The organism is Allomuricauda ruestringensis DSM 13258 (assembly GCF_000224085.1).
GTDB classification, from domain to species: domain Bacteria; phylum Bacteroidota; class Bacteroidia; order Flavobacteriales; family Flavobacteriaceae; genus Flagellimonas; species Flagellimonas ruestringensis.
Map to the genome: position 1 here is coordinate 2,688,397 of NC_015945.1, position 17,653 is coordinate 2,706,049.

17 protein-coding genes are annotated in these 17,653 nt (G+C 41.6%); 8 read left to right on the forward strand and 9 right to left on the reverse strand.

Going from position 1 to position 17,653, the window contains the following annotated elements:
- Positions 1-2: 2 nt before the first annotated feature.
- Positions 3-740: a hypothetical protein gene (locus MURRU_RS12070; protein WP_014033751.1), complete on the reverse strand. Its 738-nt coding sequence runs from the start codon at positions 738-740 to the stop codon at positions 3-5.
- Positions 741-847: 107 nt separating this feature from the next.
- On the opposite strand from MURRU_RS12070, the gene MURRU_RS12075 reads away from it, so the two are divergent.
- From MURRU_RS12075 to MURRU_RS12105, 7 genes are all read left to right on the forward strand, one after another.
- Positions 848-2,281: an ATP-dependent DNA helicase gene (locus MURRU_RS12075; protein WP_014033752.1), complete on the forward strand. Its 1,434-nt coding sequence runs from the start codon at positions 848-850 to the stop codon at positions 2,279-2,281.
- A gap of 24 nt (positions 2,282-2,305) precedes the next feature.
- Positions 2,306-2,875: a DUF4126 domain-containing protein gene (locus tag MURRU_RS12080; RefSeq protein WP_014033753.1), complete on the forward strand. Its 570-nt coding sequence runs from the start codon at positions 2,306-2,308 to the stop codon at positions 2,873-2,875.
- Between the two features lie 40 nt (positions 2,876-2,915).
- Positions 2,916-3,629, forward strand: a complete 714-nt coding sequence (kdsB, locus tag MURRU_RS12085; RefSeq protein WP_014033754.1) for a 3-deoxy-manno-octulosonate cytidylyltransferase — start codon at positions 2,916-2,918, stop codon at positions 3,627-3,629.
- Positions 3,620-4,324, forward strand: a complete 705-nt coding sequence (locus tag MURRU_RS12090) for an HAD family hydrolase (RefSeq protein ID WP_014033755.1) — start codon at positions 3,620-3,622, stop codon at positions 4,322-4,324. The genes kdsB and MURRU_RS12090 overlap by 10 nt, the downstream gene beginning before the upstream one ends.
- Complete coding sequence (locus MURRU_RS12095) at positions 4,324-5,451, forward strand: iron-containing alcohol dehydrogenase family protein (RefSeq protein WP_014033756.1); 1,128 nt, start codon at positions 4,324-4,326, stop codon at positions 5,449-5,451. Before MURRU_RS12090 ends, MURRU_RS12095 begins: the two co-directional genes overlap by 1 nt.
- Before the next feature lie 33 nt (positions 5,452-5,484).
- Complete coding sequence (locus MURRU_RS12100; protein WP_014033757.1) at positions 5,485-6,027, forward strand: lysophospholipid acyltransferase family protein; 543 nt, start codon at positions 5,485-5,487, stop codon at positions 6,025-6,027.
- A gap of 482 nt (positions 6,028-6,509) precedes the next feature.
- Complete coding sequence (locus MURRU_RS12105) at positions 6,510-7,514, forward strand: amidohydrolase family protein (RefSeq protein ID WP_014033759.1); 1,005 nt, start codon at positions 6,510-6,512, stop codon at positions 7,512-7,514.
- A 72-nt stretch (positions 7,515-7,586) separates the two neighbouring features.
- Here the strand turns inward: MURRU_RS12105 and MURRU_RS12110 are convergent, their stop codons facing one another.
- The 7 genes from MURRU_RS12110 to thrA form a co-directional block, all read right to left on the reverse strand.
- Positions 7,587-8,297, reverse strand: coding sequence for a YebC/PmpR family DNA-binding transcriptional regulator (locus MURRU_RS12110; RefSeq protein ID WP_014033760.1), 711 nt, complete (start codon positions 8,295-8,297; stop codon positions 7,587-7,589).
- A 71-nt stretch (positions 8,298-8,368) separates the two neighbouring features.
- Positions 8,369-8,650, reverse strand: a complete 282-nt coding sequence (locus MURRU_RS12115) for a 4a-hydroxytetrahydrobiopterin dehydratase (protein WP_014033761.1) — start codon at positions 8,648-8,650, stop codon at positions 8,369-8,371.
- A 48-nt stretch (positions 8,651-8,698) separates the two neighbouring features.
- The gene (locus tag MURRU_RS12120) at positions 8,699-9,517 is read right to left on the reverse strand and encodes a sugar nucleotide-binding protein (protein WP_014033762.1); all 819 of its coding nucleotides are present in this window, start codon (positions 9,515-9,517) and stop codon (positions 8,699-8,701) included.
- Positions 9,518-9,524: 7 nt separating this feature from the next.
- Complete coding sequence (gcvT, locus tag MURRU_RS12125) at positions 9,525-10,613, reverse strand: glycine cleavage system aminomethyltransferase GcvT (RefSeq protein WP_014033763.1); 1,089 nt, start codon at positions 10,611-10,613, stop codon at positions 9,525-9,527.
- A 101-nt stretch (positions 10,614-10,714) separates the two neighbouring features.
- Positions 10,715-12,010 carry a threonine synthase gene (thrC, locus tag MURRU_RS12130; protein WP_014033764.1) on the reverse strand — a complete coding sequence of 432 codons (1,296 nt, stop codon included), beginning with the start codon at positions 12,008-12,010 and terminating at the stop codon, positions 10,715-10,717.
- A gap of 4 nt (positions 12,011-12,014) precedes the next feature.
- Positions 12,015-12,938 carry a homoserine kinase gene (locus MURRU_RS12135; RefSeq protein ID WP_014033765.1) on the reverse strand — a complete coding sequence of 308 codons (924 nt, stop codon included), beginning with the start codon at positions 12,936-12,938 and terminating at the stop codon, positions 12,015-12,017.
- 3 nt (positions 12,939-12,941) lie between these two features.
- Positions 12,942-15,386: a bifunctional aspartate kinase/homoserine dehydrogenase I gene (gene thrA, locus MURRU_RS12140; RefSeq protein ID WP_014033766.1), complete on the reverse strand. Its 2,445-nt coding sequence runs from the start codon at positions 15,384-15,386 to the stop codon at positions 12,942-12,944.
- Between the two features lie 258 nt (positions 15,387-15,644).
- Between thrA and MURRU_RS12145 the strand changes: the two genes are divergently transcribed.
- Positions 15,645-17,183 (forward strand): bifunctional ADP-dependent NAD(P)H-hydrate dehydratase/NAD(P)H-hydrate epimerase, encoded by a 1,539-nt coding sequence (locus MURRU_RS12145; protein WP_014033767.1) that lies wholly within the window; start codon positions 15,645-15,647, stop codon positions 17,181-17,183.
- On the opposite strand, the gene MURRU_RS12150 is transcribed toward MURRU_RS12145, so the two are convergent.
- Entirely contained in the window at positions 17,184-17,603 is a 420-nt protein-coding gene (locus tag MURRU_RS12150) for a hypothetical protein (RefSeq protein ID WP_014033768.1), read from the reverse strand. It lies immediately after the preceding gene.
- Between the last annotated feature and the right edge of the window lie 50 nt (positions 17,604-17,653).

The window sequence follows — 17,653 nt, forward strand, 5'->3', positions numbered from 1 at the left end:
AGCTAATTTATCTTTTTCCTATCGTAGATAGGTGGCCAGTTTCCGTTTGTACTAACATCGGTCAAGGAACCAACCTTTATTTCTGAACCATTAACTTCTTCAACACTCTGGTAAGAATTTTCCTTTTCGACCAAGTCTTGTGGCTGATCGTAAAGCACAACATTTTTCTTAACCTTGGCTTCGAACACTGGGGCTTTATATCCGCTTTTGTCGATAATGTCGGCCTTCATTTCAAACTTTTCATTGTTCTGGGCGTAGGGAACGTTCATCATGGTTTTGTAACGGTCATCTGCTCCAAAAAGGGAGTCCTTTACCTTGACAGTCCCCAAAGTGTCAATAATAATGGTGTCCTGTTGCATTTCAATTTGATATACCCTGTCGTATCTCATAAAGGAGGAGTCGCGCTGTGTGGTAATGGTATAGTTGCCGGTGTCGACGAATTTGATCAAACTCTCAAAGTCGTTGGCGTATTTTCCGTTTACTGTTTTATAAGCTTCTTGTGAATCTCTAATGTCCTTTAACTTGTTGATTACTTTAGTGAATCTTTCATTTCTTACCTTGTTAAACTCAATAGGAGCGTTTATGGAATGATATATTTTATAGCCAAGGTAAATGCTCAGAATCCCAAATAGAATTATTAAAACGGGCTTTACTTTTTGAGGTAAAAATCTATCAATAACGAAAACAAGCCCTATGGTCACAAGGCATATTAATACAACAATAAGAATTAAGTTTAACATATCTGATACTGTCTTTCAAAGTTAATTTAGTGGTTACAGACAAATCTACAATATTTTTTTTATTGGGAAACTTTTTGCTTTAAAAAAGACCACTATATTTAGCACTCATGAAGGATTTTGACGCACCCGCTTTTTTAAAGATTTTAACTGAAAAATTCCCGCACGCACCTACCCAAAAACAAGGGGTTGCACTTAATAAGCTGGCTAACTTTGTTTTAGAGGGCAAAAAGGACAATGTGTTCCTGTTGAAAGGATTCGCTGGAACGGGGAAAACGACATTGGTGGCCACATTGGTGAGCAGTCTTTGGAAAGTAAAAATGATCGCTGTTTTAATGGCACCGACCGGAAGGGCAGCAAAAGTAATGTCCGTTTATTCCGGAAATAAAGCCTTAACCATACACAAAAAGATATACTTTCCTAAAAAGCAATCGGGTGGTGGCATCCAGTTTGTATTGGCCCCCAACAAACACCGGAACACCGTTTTTATAGTGGACGAAGCATCCATGATTCCAGATACACCTGCAGATTCCAAACTGTTCGAAAATGGTTCGCTTTTGGATGACCTTATGTATTATGTACACTCTGGGCATAACTGTAAATTGATATTGATCGGAGATACCGCCCAATTACCGCCCGTAAAATTGGATTTGAGCCCTGCACTCGACGAAAACCGCTTGTCCTTAAATTATGATAAGGAAGTGGAATGTTTGGAGCTGGACGAGGTAATGCGGCAATCGGATGATTCGGGCATCCTTTATAATGCAACCAATCTTAGGGAACAGTTGCAATCAGAATTTTTCGAGGATTTTAAGTTTGAACTTAATAATTATAAAGATATTGTGAGGTTAATAGATGGTAACGAAATACAGGAAGCCATTGATTCATCTTATGGTGAAAATGGAAAGGAGCAGACGGCCATCATTGTACGATCCAACAAAAGGGCCAATCTGTACAATCAGAATATTCGTGAACGCATTCTCTTTTTGGATAACGAAATTGCCGTAGGCGATTATATGATGGTCGTAAAGAACAATTACTTCTGGCTAAAACCCAATTCCGAAGCTGGTTTTATTGCCAATGGCGACATTATAGAGGTGCTGGAACTCTTTGCCATCAAAGAATTGTATGGGTTTAAGTTTGCGGAGGTAAAGGTTAAGATGGTGGATTACCCCAATCAAAAACCATTCGAGACCGTTCTTTTGTTGGATACCATTACCACGGTGACGCCTTCCCTTTCGTATGAAGATGGCAACAAACTCTACCAAGAGGTGATGAAGGACTACGCCCACGAAAAATCCAAATACCGAAAGTTTTTGGGGGTGAAGAACAATCGATTTTTTAACGCACTGCAAGTCAAGTTTTCCTATGCGATTACTTGTCATAAATCCCAAGGGGGACAATGGGACACTGTTTTTGTAGAGCAGCCTTACCTGCCCAACGGTGTGGATAAAGATTACTTAAGATGGCTTTATACAGCCGTGACAAGGGCGGAGCGCCAACTCTATTTAATAGGTTTCAAGGATGATTTTTTTCTTGACTAGGAAAAACCTATTTTAGACATCAGCATGAATATTGAACCAGATACCATAATAAGTTTGTTCCTCGGAATTGGATTGGCAGCTTCCGTAGGCTTCCGTATTTTTCTACCCCTTTTTGCCCTTAGTTTTGCCGCATATTTAGGGGTTTGGGAACTCAATGATAGCTGGCAATGGATTGGAAGTTTAACCGCACTCATTACTTTGGGCGTGGCAACCATTGTGGAAATTTTTGCCTATTTCATCCCTTGGGTGGACAATGTATTGGATAGTATCGCCATTCCCTTGGCCGGAATTGCAGGTACCGCCGTAGTGGTGTCCACAGCAGCTAATTTGGATCCCGTGGTCACCTGGTCTTTGGCCATTATTGCAGGGGGAGGAACGGCAACGGCCATAAAAGGGGCCAATGCAGCAGGTAGGTTAACATCCACTGGAACCACTGGAGGATTGGTCAATCCATTGGTGTCGACGGTGGAAACGGGGGCTGCCGTAGCGGTGAGTACAGCATCCATCTTGGTACCGCCCATTGCAGCCATTCTGGTAATCATCATTTTGTTGATCATATTCAGGATTTATAGAAAGATCAGACCCAAAAAATAACATTCATTCAAGCAATAGATATAAAGTGAATATAATTTCCATGATTCCCGCCCGCTATCAAGCCTCTAGGTTTCCCGCTAAACTGATGCAGGACCTTGGTGGGAAACCCGTGATTGTCAGAACCTACGAAGCAGCCGTAAACACAGGGCTTTTTAGCGAAGTGTACGTGGTTACCGATAGCCCAATAATCTCCGATGTGATCAAAGAGATAGGAGGTAATGTGATCATGAGCAAAACAGCACACGAAAGCGGAAGCGATAGGATTGCCGAGGCTGTTGAGGATATGGATGTGGATATTGTGATCAATGTTCAAGGTGATGAGCCTTTTATTGATGCCGAAAGCTTGGAAAAAATTATCAAAGTATTCAAAAATGATACAGCGAAAGAAATTGATCTGGGGTCATTGATGACACCGATTACCGACTGGGATGAAATATCCAACCCCAACACGGTAAAGGTTATCGTGGACAATCAAGGTTTTGCCCTTTATTTTTCACGTTCCCCGATTCCTTATCCAAGGGATAAAGAAGTAGAGGCAACCTATTACAAACACAAAGGAGTTTATGTTTTCAGAAAACGGGCACTCATGGATTTTAAAAAATTGCCCATGTTGCCACTGGAGGCCAAGGAAAAAATAGAGGCCATCCGGTTTTTGGAGTATGGTAGGAAAATAAAAATGGTGGAAACCCACGTCACAGGCATCGAAATTGATACCCCAGAAGATTTAGATCGTGCTAGAAAAATATGGAAGTAGATTTCTCCAACATAAAAACAATCGGTTTTGATGCAGACGATACCCTTTGGGTAAACGAGACCTATTTTAGGGATACCGAGGAAAAGTTCGCGGAACTCTTGGAAGGCTACGAAACCAAGAACAAGATAGATCAAGAGCTGTTTAAAATAGAAATGGCCAACTTGGATATTTACGGATATGGTATAAAAGGATTTGTGCTCTCCATGATAGAATCTGCGCTGGACCTTTCCAATAATAAGGTTTCGCAAGAAACCATTGGGGAAATATTGAACCTGGGCAAGAAAATGATATCCCATCCCGTGGAATTGCTCGATGGGGTGGAGGAAGTCCTATCAAAATTGATGGGAAAATATAGGTTGATCGTTCTGACCAAGGGGGATCTTTTGGACCAAGAGCGGAAGTTGGAAAAATCCGGACTTACCAAATACTTTCACCATGTAGAAGTTTTGAGCGATAAAAAAGAGAGTAACTATAAAAATTTGCTCGAGCATTTAAATATAGATGTGAGCGAGTTTCTGATGATAGGCAATTCCTTAAAATCGGATATATTGCCCATCTTAAATATTGGGGCCCAAGCTGTTCACGTTCCATTTCACACCACATGGGCACACGAAATGGTTTCTGAGGACGAGCTGGTGAACAACCATCTAAAACTTAGTGGCCTCAAAGAAATTTTGAAGTATTTGAATAACTAATGAAGATAGAAAGCAATTTGAAAAAACATAAAGCAAACCCTACAAATAAAACCACCTACCGAAACTTTCCCATGGTACCCAAAGTTATTTTTGGATCGGGAAGTTTTTCACAATTGGGAGATATTTTGTTGCCGATGCGAAAAAACTCGGAGGCCCCTTTTATTTTTATGGTCGACGATTTTTTTGAAAACCAACAGTTCTTGGCACAGGTTCCCTTGATGTTCAATGATGAGGTTATTTTTATCTCCGCAGAAGAGGAGCCCAAAACAGCACAAGTAGATGCGCTTGTTGCCCAGATTAGGGAAAAATACAGCGAGCTTCCATCAGGTATTATCGGTATTGGGGGAGGAACGCTATTGGATTTGGCCAAGGCCGTATCCATTTTATTGAACAATAAAGGACTCGCCAAAGACTACCAAGGATGGGATTTGGTAAACAAGCCGGCATTGTATCATGTTGGAATCCCCACCATTAGTGGAACAGGGGCCGAGGTATCCCGAACCACAGTGCTGTTGGGGCCTGAAAAAAAATTGGGGATCAATTCGGATTTTACACCTTTTGACCAGGTACTTTTGGATCCTGATTTTTCAAAAACTGTTCCCAAAGACCAATGGTTCTATACAGGAATGGATTGCTTTATCCATTGTGTGGAATCGTTAACGGGCACCTACCTGAATGCTTTTAGCCAGAGTTATGGGGAAAAGGCCATGGAACTTTGCCAAGAGGTGTTTCTTGGAGATATTCCTGTAGAAGATTCCAGGGACAAATTGATGATGGCATCTTGGCACGGGGGAATGAGCATCGCTTATTCACAGGTTGGGGTGGCACACGCCATGAGCTATGGTTTATCTTACCTTTTGGGGATAAAACACGGAATAGGCAATTGTTTGGTGTTTCAACATTTGGAAGAATTTTATCCCAAGGGCGTAGCATTGTTCAACAAAATGATGGACAAGCACAATATTCAATTGCCTAAAGGTGTCTGTGCCGATCTAACCCAAAACGATTTTGATGTAATGGTAAACATCTCATTGGGCTTGGAACCTTTATGGGAAAATGCTTTGGGCAAGGATTGGAAAACCATTATGACCCCAGAACGTCTACAGGTACTGTACGAAAAAATATAGGGATTGTTCTATTTGGAACAATAATCACAATAAATGCGTAAACTGGCCAAGTTTATTTACTTCAAGTTGTTGGGATGGAAACTCATCGGCTCTTTTCCCGATGTGGACAAGTGTGTTATCATCGTAGTTCCCCATACCCATTGGTTGGATTTTTTCCTAGGCCTCTTGATCAGGAAGGTAATCAACCAAGAAATCAACTACATTGGCAAAAAGAGCCTTTTTAAGCCCCCGTTCGGATGGTTTTTTAGGTGGACTGGCGGTGCGCCCGTAGATCGTTCCAAAAATTCCAATACGGTAGATACTATTGTCCAGATTTTCAATACCAGAAAAATATTTCGTCTAGCATTGGCCCCAGAGGGCACCCGTAAAAAAGTGGAACAGCTCAGAACGGGATTTTACCACATTGCCAAAAAGGCCAATGTTCCTATTGTTACGGTAGCATTCGATTTTGGCAAAAAAGAAATCAAAATAGGAAAGCCTTTTTACACTACGGATGACCAAGAAAGCGACTTTGAGAAAATTCAAGACTTCTATAAAGGGGTAAAGGGCAAGGTGCCTCAATATAGCTACCCCTGAATTCGCTTGCCTTCCGACGTCACTCACTTTTTTTATAAAACCAAACCGACCTCAAGCTATTTCCGTAAATACTATACAATGTCAAGTGATCCTTGTCTAAGGAAAGCTTTCGAATAGATTCAATCCATATAAAGTCTTGGAGGAAGAGTTTATCGATAAACATTGTTTTAGGTTAGGTTAATTAGGTGTCTTAGAGGTCTAAAAAGTATTGAAACACGTCATTCTGAACCTGCCTACCGGCCAGGCAGGTTTATTTCAGAATCTCATCATACTGATAAACAAATCACTATGAGAACCTGAATCAAGTTCAGGTTGACGAAAATCGACTTTTTAGACCTTTAGTTTGCAAGTGTATTATATTTAAAATCAGAAAATCTGTTATGGTAACAACTTAGGATTAAAAAATAGTACCATTAGGCCATTTAGGGGTTAATTAATTTAAAAACCTTTAAATTAAAACCTTATTAACTAACAAACTACAGATGAAATTCTCAACCTACCAATTCATTGCAAAAGTTACACCTTGTTGCTTTTTATTCTTTTCTTTCGTTTTTACCACCAATGCCCAAGAACCAAAAAAAAGACTGCCCATTATTGACGTGCATGTGCACGCGATGGGAGGAAACCCCAATGCCTCGCCCTTATGCCCATGGTTTTTAAAGGATATGCCGGGCAGTGGCCCTAACCAGGAGCCACCATCTTTTATAAATAACGATTGTATTTCCCCATTACAGCCTGCCAGAAGCGATGCCGAAATGGATGCGGCCATTCTTAGGGCCAATAAAGAATTGAACGTAACCATGGTGGTGAGTGGGGATGCCAAGGTTATCCATAGATGGCACAAAGCTGCTCCCGACCATATAATTCCATCTCTGGGAATCAGCAACGCCAATGAGATGACAGTTGAAGCATTTAGAGATTCATTGTCCACAGGCTTTTACAAAGTAATGGGCGAGGTGGCACCACAATACCAAGGAATGTCTCCAAGCGATATGTCGCTGGATGAATACTTTGGTGTGGCCGAAGAATTGGGTATCCCTGTTGGAATACACATGGGAACAGGGGGCAATGGAATGGCCAATATTACCCGACCTAAGTACAGGGCTTCTCTGGGACAACCCTTTTTGTTGGAAGATATGTTGGCAAGACACCCTAAACTGAAAATTTGGGTAATGCATGCGGGTTATCCTATGGCGGACCAAATGATTGCACTCATGGGCGCCAATGCTTATGTTTATGTGGATTTGGCCGGTTTTATTTGGTCGTATCCGTTGGAGGAAATCCATGCGTATTTAAAGCGCTTGGTACAGGCAGGTTTTGCCAAAAGAATTATGTACGGAACGGATTTAATGATGTGGCCGGAATTGCTCGAAACTTCCATTGAAGTGATTGAAAGTGCCAACTATCTTTCCGAAGAGCAAAAACGAGATATATTCTTTAACAATGCGGTACGATTTTTTAATTTGGATGCTTCCAAATTTGAATGATCACTAAATAAGGAATAAACAAAAGGGGCTTGCCAATTGGCAAGCCCCTTTTGTTTATAATAAAGGAAATTTCTATTCTTTCATACTATGAAAAACGTTCTGCACATCATCGTCCTCTTCGATTTTTTCCAGAAGTTTTTCTACATCGGCCACTTCTTCTTCATTGAGTTCTTTGGTTACTTGTGGAATGCGGTCAAAACCAGAGGAAACGATTTCAATCTCTCTCGATTCCAATTCTTTTTGAATGGCACCAAAATTTTCAAAAGGCGCATAAATATGGATGCCGTCTTCATCCACAAATACTTCTTCGGCACCAAAATCAATCATTTCCAGTTCCAGTTCTTCGGGGTCGATGCCTTCTCCGTTAATGGTAAAGTTGCAGGTATGGTCGAACATAAATTCAACAGAGCCCGATGTGCCTAAGCTCCCGTTACATTTGTTAAAATAACTACGAATGTTGGCCACGGTCCGTGTGTTGTTGTCGGTGGCCGTTTCAATTAAGATAGCAATGCCGTGGGGTGCGTAGCCTTCAAAAAGTACTTCTTTGTAATCGCCCTGATTTTTGTCCGAAGCCCTTTTAATGGCACGCTCAATATTGTCCTTTGGCATGTTTACGGACTTGGCATTCTGAATTACGGCACGTAGCTTGGAATTGGCATCGGGGTCGGGACCACCTTCTTTAACGGCCATCACAATATCCTTTCCAATTCTGGTAAACGCTTTGGACATGGCTGCCCAACGCTTCATTTTTCGTGCTTTTCTAAATTCGAATGCTCTTCCCATATAGTCTTAAATTCTGGATGACAGCAAATTTAGCAAAAAAAGCCCCTTTGTCAAGTTGAATATTGGTTGTGCTACCCAACTATTTCATCTATGGATTTGGCCAGGTCGACATCCTTTTGGGTAACCCCATCCGCATCGTGTGTACTTAGTTTGATCGTGAGGCTGTTGTAGACATTTTCCCAGTTGGGATGATGGTTTTGCTTTTCACATTCAAAGGCAATGTGCGTCATTGTGGCGAAAGCCTCCTTAAAGTCCCCAAAAGTGAAGGTTTTCTCGATCATATCATCTTTTAAGGCCCAACCCGATAGGTTTTTCAAGGCTTCTGTAATTTCATTGGTGGTCAACTTCTTCATACATCTTCATTTTTCTAGAAGATAACCAATTAAGTGATGAAAAGAAAACTATACGGGGAGATGGTGCTCTATAATTTCTTGGCAACTGATGCGCAGGTTCTTTGGCAAGACATTGTCCTTGGGCAGAGCGGCCAAATATCTATCCTCGTTGGTGGTGTAGACCCTTTTATAAATCGGATGATAATTTCCCAAATGTTCAATGACCTCTTTGATAAATTCCTCATGCTGGATAAGATCGTTACTGCCCAAATGATAAATGCCTGTTTTGTTTCTATTGATGAGGTAGTGGATTTGTTGTGTAAGCCTATCATCGTTGGTCACGTTAATGATAAGGTTCGGGAATACCTCAATAGGTTCTTTGTTCGCTATGTTTTCCTTTATTTCTTTGATTCGGGGCGAAGCATTTCCAAAAACCATAGGTACACGAAGTATTGCGGTTTTACCTTTAGGCAAACGCATCATCATGTTTTCGATTTTTATTTTGAGGCGTCCATAGACACTTAACGATAGGGTTTTGTCATGCTCGTAGGATGGAAACTTGCTGTAGGCATCAAAAACATTGGCAGATGAAATAAAGTACAATTTTGTATCTGTTTGCATCAAGTACTCCATCAAATGTTGATGGGCCTGAATCTGTGCGGGAAAATTTCCCCGGAGCGATGATACAATTACATCTGGCTTAACCTTTTCAAGAACCTTAAAAATATCATCTTCCTCAATATCGTAGCGTAAAAACTGTTTGTTCTTGGCAAAAGAACGATTGGAGCAGTAAGTACCGTAAGTATCAAAATAGGAGCAGAGTTCTTTGTATATGGCATTGCCCACAAATCCACTCGCTCCCAATATCAATATCTTTTTTTTATCCAAATGTTAGTTAGGTGTTTTTGTAGAATGGCAATTTTACAATGCTTGCCAAAACAGTATTTTTTCGTATCTGAATATGGATAGGGGTATCAACTTTTGAAAATTCAGTGGTAACATATCCAAGGCCAATTCCTTTGGATAGGGATGGCGACATGGTTCCTGATGTTACTTTGCCTATCTCGTTGCCATCGGCATCCAAAATAGGGTATCCGGACCTGGGAATTCCCCGCTCTTCCATTTGAAAAGCAATCAGTTTTCTTTTGGGACCTTCTTCTTTTTGTTTGGCAAGGGCTTCACTGTTCACAAATTCCTTGGTGAATTTGGTAATCCAACCCAAGCCAGCTTCAAACGGAGAGGTGGTGTCGTCGATGTCGTTTCCGTAAAGACAATAGCCCATTTCCAAGCGAAGGGTGTCACGAGCGGCCAAACCAATAGGCTTAATGCCAAAATCGGCACCGGCCTCCAATACCTTGTCCCATACTTGCTGTACTTCGGAATTCTTACAGTAGATTTCGAACCCACCGGAACCGGTATATCCCGTAGCAGATATGATGACATGCTCAATTCCTGCAAAATCGTCAACAACAAAGTTGTAGAACTTAATGGCGGATAAATCCACAGAAGTGATGGATTGCATAGCCTCTACCGCCTTGGGCCCTTGGATGGCCAATAAGGAATAATCATCCGAAATATTCCGCATAGTGGCATCAACATCTTTATTGTATTTAGAGATATGCTCCCAATCCTTTTCAATATTGGATGCATTTACCACCAAAAGATAGGTCTCGTCTTTTACCCTATAAACAATTAGATCGTCCACGATTCCGCCCGTTTCGTTGGGCAAACAACTATACTGCGCTTTTCCTACGGTCAGTTTGGAAGCGTCATTTGTCGTCACTTTTTGGATCAGTTCCAAAGCCTTTGGACCCTCGATCAAAAACTCGCCCATGTGCGAAACGTCGAACACACCTACCCCCTTGCGAACGGTTTCGTGTTCAATATTTACACCTTCATAGGAAACAGGCATATTATAGCCCGCAAAAGGTACCATTTTAGCTCCCAATGCCTCATGCGTTTTGGTAAGTGCAGTATTTTTCATCCATTTTGGTTTTGCAGCAAATTTATTGATTTCAACGCAGATGCACCTTCATCCAAAAGAATGTTTTAAACAACACTTTGTTAAAATTGCCAAGTGTTTGACTAATTATCGAGCAAATAGGATTTTAGATTTTCGTATTCAGAAATTTGATGCGACTTTTTTTGTTTGTGCATTACCTTCATGATTTGTGGGGGAATCTCTGGACTTAACCCTAAAGTTTCTTCAACTACGTCCAAGAATTTAACGGGATGGGCAGTTTCCAAGAAAATACCATAGGTATCCGGATGGGATTTTTGATATTCCTTTAGTCCAAGGTACCCAACGGCACCATGCGGGTCCATAACGTACCCTGTTTTGGAATATACTTCTTTCATGATTGCTCTGGTGGCTTCATCCGTAAAAGCGTAGGAGGAAAGATGCTTTTGAAGTATAGCCAAATCATCTTGGTGCAAATGCCTGATGCGGACAAAATTGCTCGGGTCACCCACATCCATAGCATTAGAAATTGTTGCGACGGAAGGCATGGGTTCATAAATTCCGTTTTTCATGAATTTGGGCACCACATCATTTACATTGGTGGATGCCACAAAATGTTTGACGGGCATACCCAATTTTTGGGCGACCATCCCTGCACAAATATTTCCAAAATTGCCTGATGGTACCGAAAACACAATTTCTTTCCCTTTGGATTTTGCCTGTTTGTAGGCAAACAAAAAATAGAACAATTGGGGCAACCATCTGGCCACGTTGATACTATTTGCCGAAGTCAATTTTTTGTGCTCCGTGATTTCCGAATCCAAAAAAGCTGTTTTTACCATGCGTTGGCAATCGTCAAAAGTGCCATCAACCTCCATGGCCTCAATATTTTGACCCAATGTGGTCAATTGCTTTTCTTGTATCTCGCTCACTTTTCCGCTAGGGTAGAGGATAACGACCTTTACACCATCAACACCTAAAAAGCCATTGGCAACGGCACCACCGGTATCTCCCGAAGTGGCCACCAAAACGGTGACGTCTTGTTTTTCGCCTTGGGAAAAGTATCCAAGGCAGTTGGCCATAAAACGCGCGCCTACATCTTTGAAAGCCATAGTAGGGCCATGAAAAAGTTCCAAAGTGGCTACACCATCTTCAATATCGACTACGGGAAAATCAAAATCCAAAGTGTTGGCAATGATTTCCTTCAAAGCTTCATCTGGTATATCTTCACTCACAAATTGATGGATAGCCTTGAACGCTATCTCGTGATTGGAAAGCCCCTCAATGTTCTCAAAAAAATCAGCAGGAAGGGGAGTGATGCTTTCTGGAAAATAAAGCCCTTTATCGGGTGCTATTCCCGCAATGACCGCATCCTTGAAAGAAACTTGTATGTTTTGGTTGTTTAAACTGTAGAATTTCATGGAATTAAGTAATTTTCTTTACGCCTTGGCTGTTTACTTTGGAAATGTGAATATCAAAATCCACTCCAATGTTTTGATAGGTTTCTTTCATGGACTCGGCCACCTGTTGGGCAATTTCTTCTCCTTTGCTCAGTGCAAAAATGGATGGGCCAGATCCTGAGATTCCACTTCCTAGTGCTCCCACTTTTAAAGCGTTTGCTTTGATATCGTCAAAAGCGGGAATTAAAATGGAACGGATGGGCTCTACAATATGATCGTGCAAAGACCGCCCGATGAGGTCGTAATCATTTTGGAAAAGCCCGGCAATCAGTCCGCCCAAATTCCCCCATTGTTGAATGCCTTGTTGCATGGAAATCGTGGTCTTCAAAATTTTACGGGAATCTGAGGTTTTTATCTCAATCTGTGGGTGAATCACGGTAGCGAACAATTCCGATGGTGTTGGTATGGGAATTATGTCTAGTGGATTATAGCTTCGCACCAGCGTGAACCCGCCATAAATGGCTGGGGCCACATTATCGGCATGGGCCACATCACTGGCCAATTTTTCACCTTGCATGGCAAATTTTACCAATTCAAGATTTGAAAAAGGTTTGCCCAACAATTCGTTTATGCCCCAAACGGCCCCTGTAGAACTTGCGGCACTACTGCCGATTCCACTTCCTGGTTTTATGCGTTTATCGATTTCAATTTCAAAACCACCATCGTAATCGCTCTTTTCCATAAGGGCCAAAGCAGCTACGCCGGCTACATTTTTATCAGTTTCCAAAGGAAGGTCTTGCCCGATTATTTTGGTGATTCGAATGCCTTTTTCGGAAGTTTTTCGAATGGTCATTTCATCACCGACCGAGTCGAGTGCCAAACCAAGGACATCAAATCCGCAGGATACATTGGCTATGGTTGCCGGGCAAAATACTTTAATCTCTTCCATTTTTTAAAAGTTACCGATTCGAACAATATCCGCAAAGATACCCGATGCAGTAACATCGGCACCCGCTCCAGCACCTTTTATGATCAAAGGCTGGTCCACATAGCGGTCGGTAAAGAACAGTACAATGTTGTCACTGCCTTCCAAGTTGTAAAAATCGTGTCCTTTTGGAATTTGCTGTAAGCCCACTTTGGCGTTTCCGCCCTCAAACTGGGCGACATACTTTAGTTTGCAATCGGCATCGGCCGCTTCCTTATACAGTTTTTGAAAATCTTCCTCATATTTCTTCAAACTTTCAAAAAATGCTTCGTTGGAGTCGGTCTCTAGACTTGCTTTGGGCAGAAATGCCTCGTTTTTGATTTCATCAATATCCAATTGATAACCGCTTTCTCGTGCTAAAATCAAGATTTTTCGCATCACGTCGACACCACTTAAATCGATGGTAGGGTCGGGTTCGGTATAGCCTTGTTTTTGTGCTTGCTTTACCACGTCGTGGAACGTAGTGGAGTCATCAAAGGTGTTGAAGACAAAATTTAAACTGCCGGATAACACCGCCTGTATTTTTCTGACTTTGTCCCCCGAAGCGATCAAGTGCTTAAGGGTGTCAATAATCGGTAAGCCTGCCCCCACATTGGTCTCGAATAAATAAGGGGCATTGTATTCCTTGGCCAAGTGTTTTAGTTCCCTGTAATACTCGTAATCCGAAGAGGATGCAATTTTATTGCAAGTGACCACGGAAATACTGTTTTTGAGATAGCTGGAATAGCTTTTGGAAACCTCGTCACTAGCTGTGTTGTCCACAAAAATACTGTTGCGATAGTTCAGTGTATTGATGCGGTCAAAAAATGCTTCTTTATCGGCAGGTTCTCCCTGATCAAGGATATTTTCCCAGTTTTTGAGAGAAATTCCACCTTCATCAAAAGCCATTTTTCTGGAATTGCTGATGCCAATGACACGAACGTTGAGCTTTAGCTCGTCCTTTAAATATTTTTTCTGTTGATGGATTTGTGCCAAGAATTTGGCCCCAACATTACCAACGCCCATGACAAACAGGTTGAGCTGCTTGATATTTTCCTCGAAAAAGGTTTCGTGCAACGAGTTGAGTGCTTTTTTTACATCTTCTTTTTTGATGACCGCAGAGATGTTTCGTTCCGAAGCGCCTTGGGCGATTGCTCTAATATTTACATTATTTTTGCCCAAAGTGCTGAACATTTTACCGCTCAATCCTTGGTGACTTTTCATGTTGTCACCGACCAGGGCCACAATGGTCAGGTCTTTTTCAACTATTACCGGTTTTATCTTTTTGGTGGCAATCTCGTATTCAAAGGTCTCGTTGACCGCTTCGGCTGCCATGTCCACATCTTCATCGGCAATCCCCACACAGATGGAGTGCTCGGAAGATGCTTGGGTAATCAGAACGATACTGATATTTTTTATGGAAAGCGTTTCAAAAAACCGCTTGGAGATACCAGGGATACCGATCATGCCCGGGCCTTCCAAAGAAAGTAGGCTTATGTTGCCTACATGACTGATACCGCGCACCGTTTTGCCATTTCCGTTGTTGTTCTTGGCAATATGGGTGCCAGGACTTTCCGGGTCAAAGGTGTTTTTTATTGCAATGGGAATGGCTTTTCCCAAAACGGGTTGAATTGTTGGGGGATATAGTACTTTGGCGCCAAAATGGGACAGCTCCATAGCTTCTTCGTAACTGATGTTGGAAACACATTTTGCCTGTTTAACCAATTTTGGATTCGCGGTGTACATGCCGCTCACATCTGTCCAAACTTCTAGAATATTGGCATTTACCGCAGCAGCGATAATGGCAGCGGTATAGTCGGAGCCGCCTCTGCCCAAGGTTGTCAGGTTTCCCGTATTGCTCAATGCCACAAACCCAGGTAGCATGGTTATTTGGTGTTGGTTGGATAAAAAGTATGCCTCGCAATTGGCATTGGTTTTTTTGAAATCCACGTTGGCCTTGCCAAAGTTGTTATCGGTGATGATCAGTTCCCTGCTGTCCTTGAACGCTACGTCCAATCCTTCGGATTTTAAAAACTCACTAATAATGAAGGATGACAGCAATTCGCCATAGCTTACAATCTTATCGGAGAGTTTTGGGGTAAGTTCTCCGATTAAAAAAGCGCCTTCCAGCAAGGTTTCCAGTATGTTGAGTTCACTCTTTACTTTGCTGAGCGCGGCACTTTGGCTTTTAACGGGAATCAATTCCCTGATGGCGGAAATATGCCTGTCCTCAACTTCCTTGAGACTGTTTTTATAACTTAAATCTTGTTCCGACGCCAAACGGGAAGCATTGAGCAGTAGGTCGGTAACACCTCCAAATGCCGATACCACAACGGCAATTTGCTCGTTGTTTTGGTTGCTGAGGATGGATTTGACCTTATTTATATTTTCTGGATTGGCAACGGAAGTGCCTCCAAACTTTAAGACTTTCATGATGAAATGTTGTTGAAAAAAATTGAAAATAGATTAAAAAACGGACGGAATTATATATAGCAGACTTACCCCAAAGGGGTGGTGGTAGTAATAGTGAAAATAGATGAAAAGGTTTCCATCAAATTAAGGTTAATATCCGTTTGTTTTAACTCCATTGCTCGTTAATGAGGTGATAAATGTAGTACTTTTGAATACTTCATCAAATCGTTGGTGTTGTTTTTTACGAAATCTTTACAAATAGTCATTTTTTTTTGCTGAATGAAAATTTTTACCGCCCATCAAATCTATGAAGCTGATAAATCCACAATCAAAAAAGAACAGATAAAGAGTGATGAACTTATGGAAAGGGCAGCAACCCAGCTGTTTGAGTGGATACATTCCCGTTTACGCGGAACCCAGGTCAATATTCAACTGTTCTGTGGCATTGGAAACAATGGGGGAGATGGTATGGTACTGGCCAGAAAACTGCAGGAGCATGGTTATTCCATTAAGGTGTATGTGGTAAACTATAGTGATAAACGTTCAAAGGATTTTCTGTTGAACTTGGAACGGTTAAAGGAGAATAAAGTTTGGCCGGATTTTATCAATAAAGAAAGCGACTTGCCCCAAATATCGCCCAATGATATTGTGGTGGATGCCATTTTTGGTATTGGATTGAATCGAGCGCCAGATGCTTGGGTCGGAAATTTGATTCAGCATATTAACGGCTCACGAGCTTTTGTGTTATCTGTGGATGTGCCCTCAGGATTGCCTGTGGATAGAAATCCTTGGAATAAGGAGTATGTGATACAGTCCAGTTATGTGTTGAGCTTTCAACTACCCAAATTGGTCTTCTTTTTGCCGGAAACAGGTGTTTATGTGAACCAATGGGAGATAGTGGATATTGGTTTGAATCCTGATTTTATTGCTAAAACGGATGCCGATTTTGAACTTATAGGCAGACCGGAAGTACTGCCTATGTATCGGCCACGACTTAAGTTCTCGCATAAAGGAACTTATGGCCATTCCGTTATTATTGGTGGTAGTTATGGAAAGATTGGTGCTGTACAATTGGCCACTAATGCCTGTTTGAGTGTTGGAAGTGGACTGGTTACCGCTTTTGTTCCCAAATGTGGGTATGATTCTTTGCAAACCGCAGTTCCCGAAGTAATGGTGTTGACTGGATCTCGGGAGAAGGGTATTTCGGAAATAGAGATTCCTTTTGAACCAACAGTAGTGGGAATCGGGGTAGGAATCGGGCTGGATGGAGATACTGTTTCGGCCTTTGGCAATTTTTTGAAAAAGGTCAATTCTCCCATGGTCATTGATGCCGATGGGTTGAATATTTTATCCCAAAACCCTGAAATGTTGACCGATGTTCCCGGATTATCCGTGCTGACTCCACACCCAAAGGAGCTGCAACGTTTGATAGGTAATTGGACTTCGGATTTTGATAAGCTGGAAAAAGCCAAGGCATTTGCATCCAAATATAATATTGTACTTGTGATCAAAGGAGCACATACGATTACTATATATAAAGGTAAGGGCTATGTAAATACTACAGGAAACCCTGGTATGGCAACAGCGGGCAGTGGCGATGTTTTAACAGGGATGATTGCTGGGCTTATGGCGCAGGGATATCCATCTGTAGAAGCAGCAATATTTGGTGTGTACTTGCACGGTTTGGCAGGAGATTTAGGCGTATCTTCTAAAGGTTATGAAGCGTTGAAAGCATCAAGCCTAATAGAGAATATAGGGAGTGCATATTCAGAACTGTTCCGTCAACCGGAAATGGAACAGAAGGATAATACCCAGTAGTTAGGCACTGTTTCTTCCTTTTTTTGGTTTTATTCTTTTTTGCACCCAATCCAAAGCGTTGTCAAACTCTATAAAAAATTCCATAGGTTTTTTATAGAACATCTTTTCAATATTGAAATTGTGCATGTCTATTTCCTTTTTGGAAACAATGGCGAAGGCCTTTAAGTTGTCCAGGCCTCTGAGGTAATTGTATACAGTAGGGTCTATCGCATAGGAATTCTTTCTAAGGCTGATATAGCCAAAGTCTTTGTCTCTAAAGTGTATTTCCGAAATTCCAATGATTTGATAGGTCCTTTCTAATGTTATAGTGGCACCTTCATCAAAAGAAGCGACCATGTAATCGTCAAAAACCTGTACGGTACCGACTTCCAGCTGGTACTCGCGCACCACTATGGTCTTCTTATTAGAAGTTATTTTCATCCCCAATGTAATTATAGTGTCTCGCTCACGAAATTATACGGGAAAGTGAA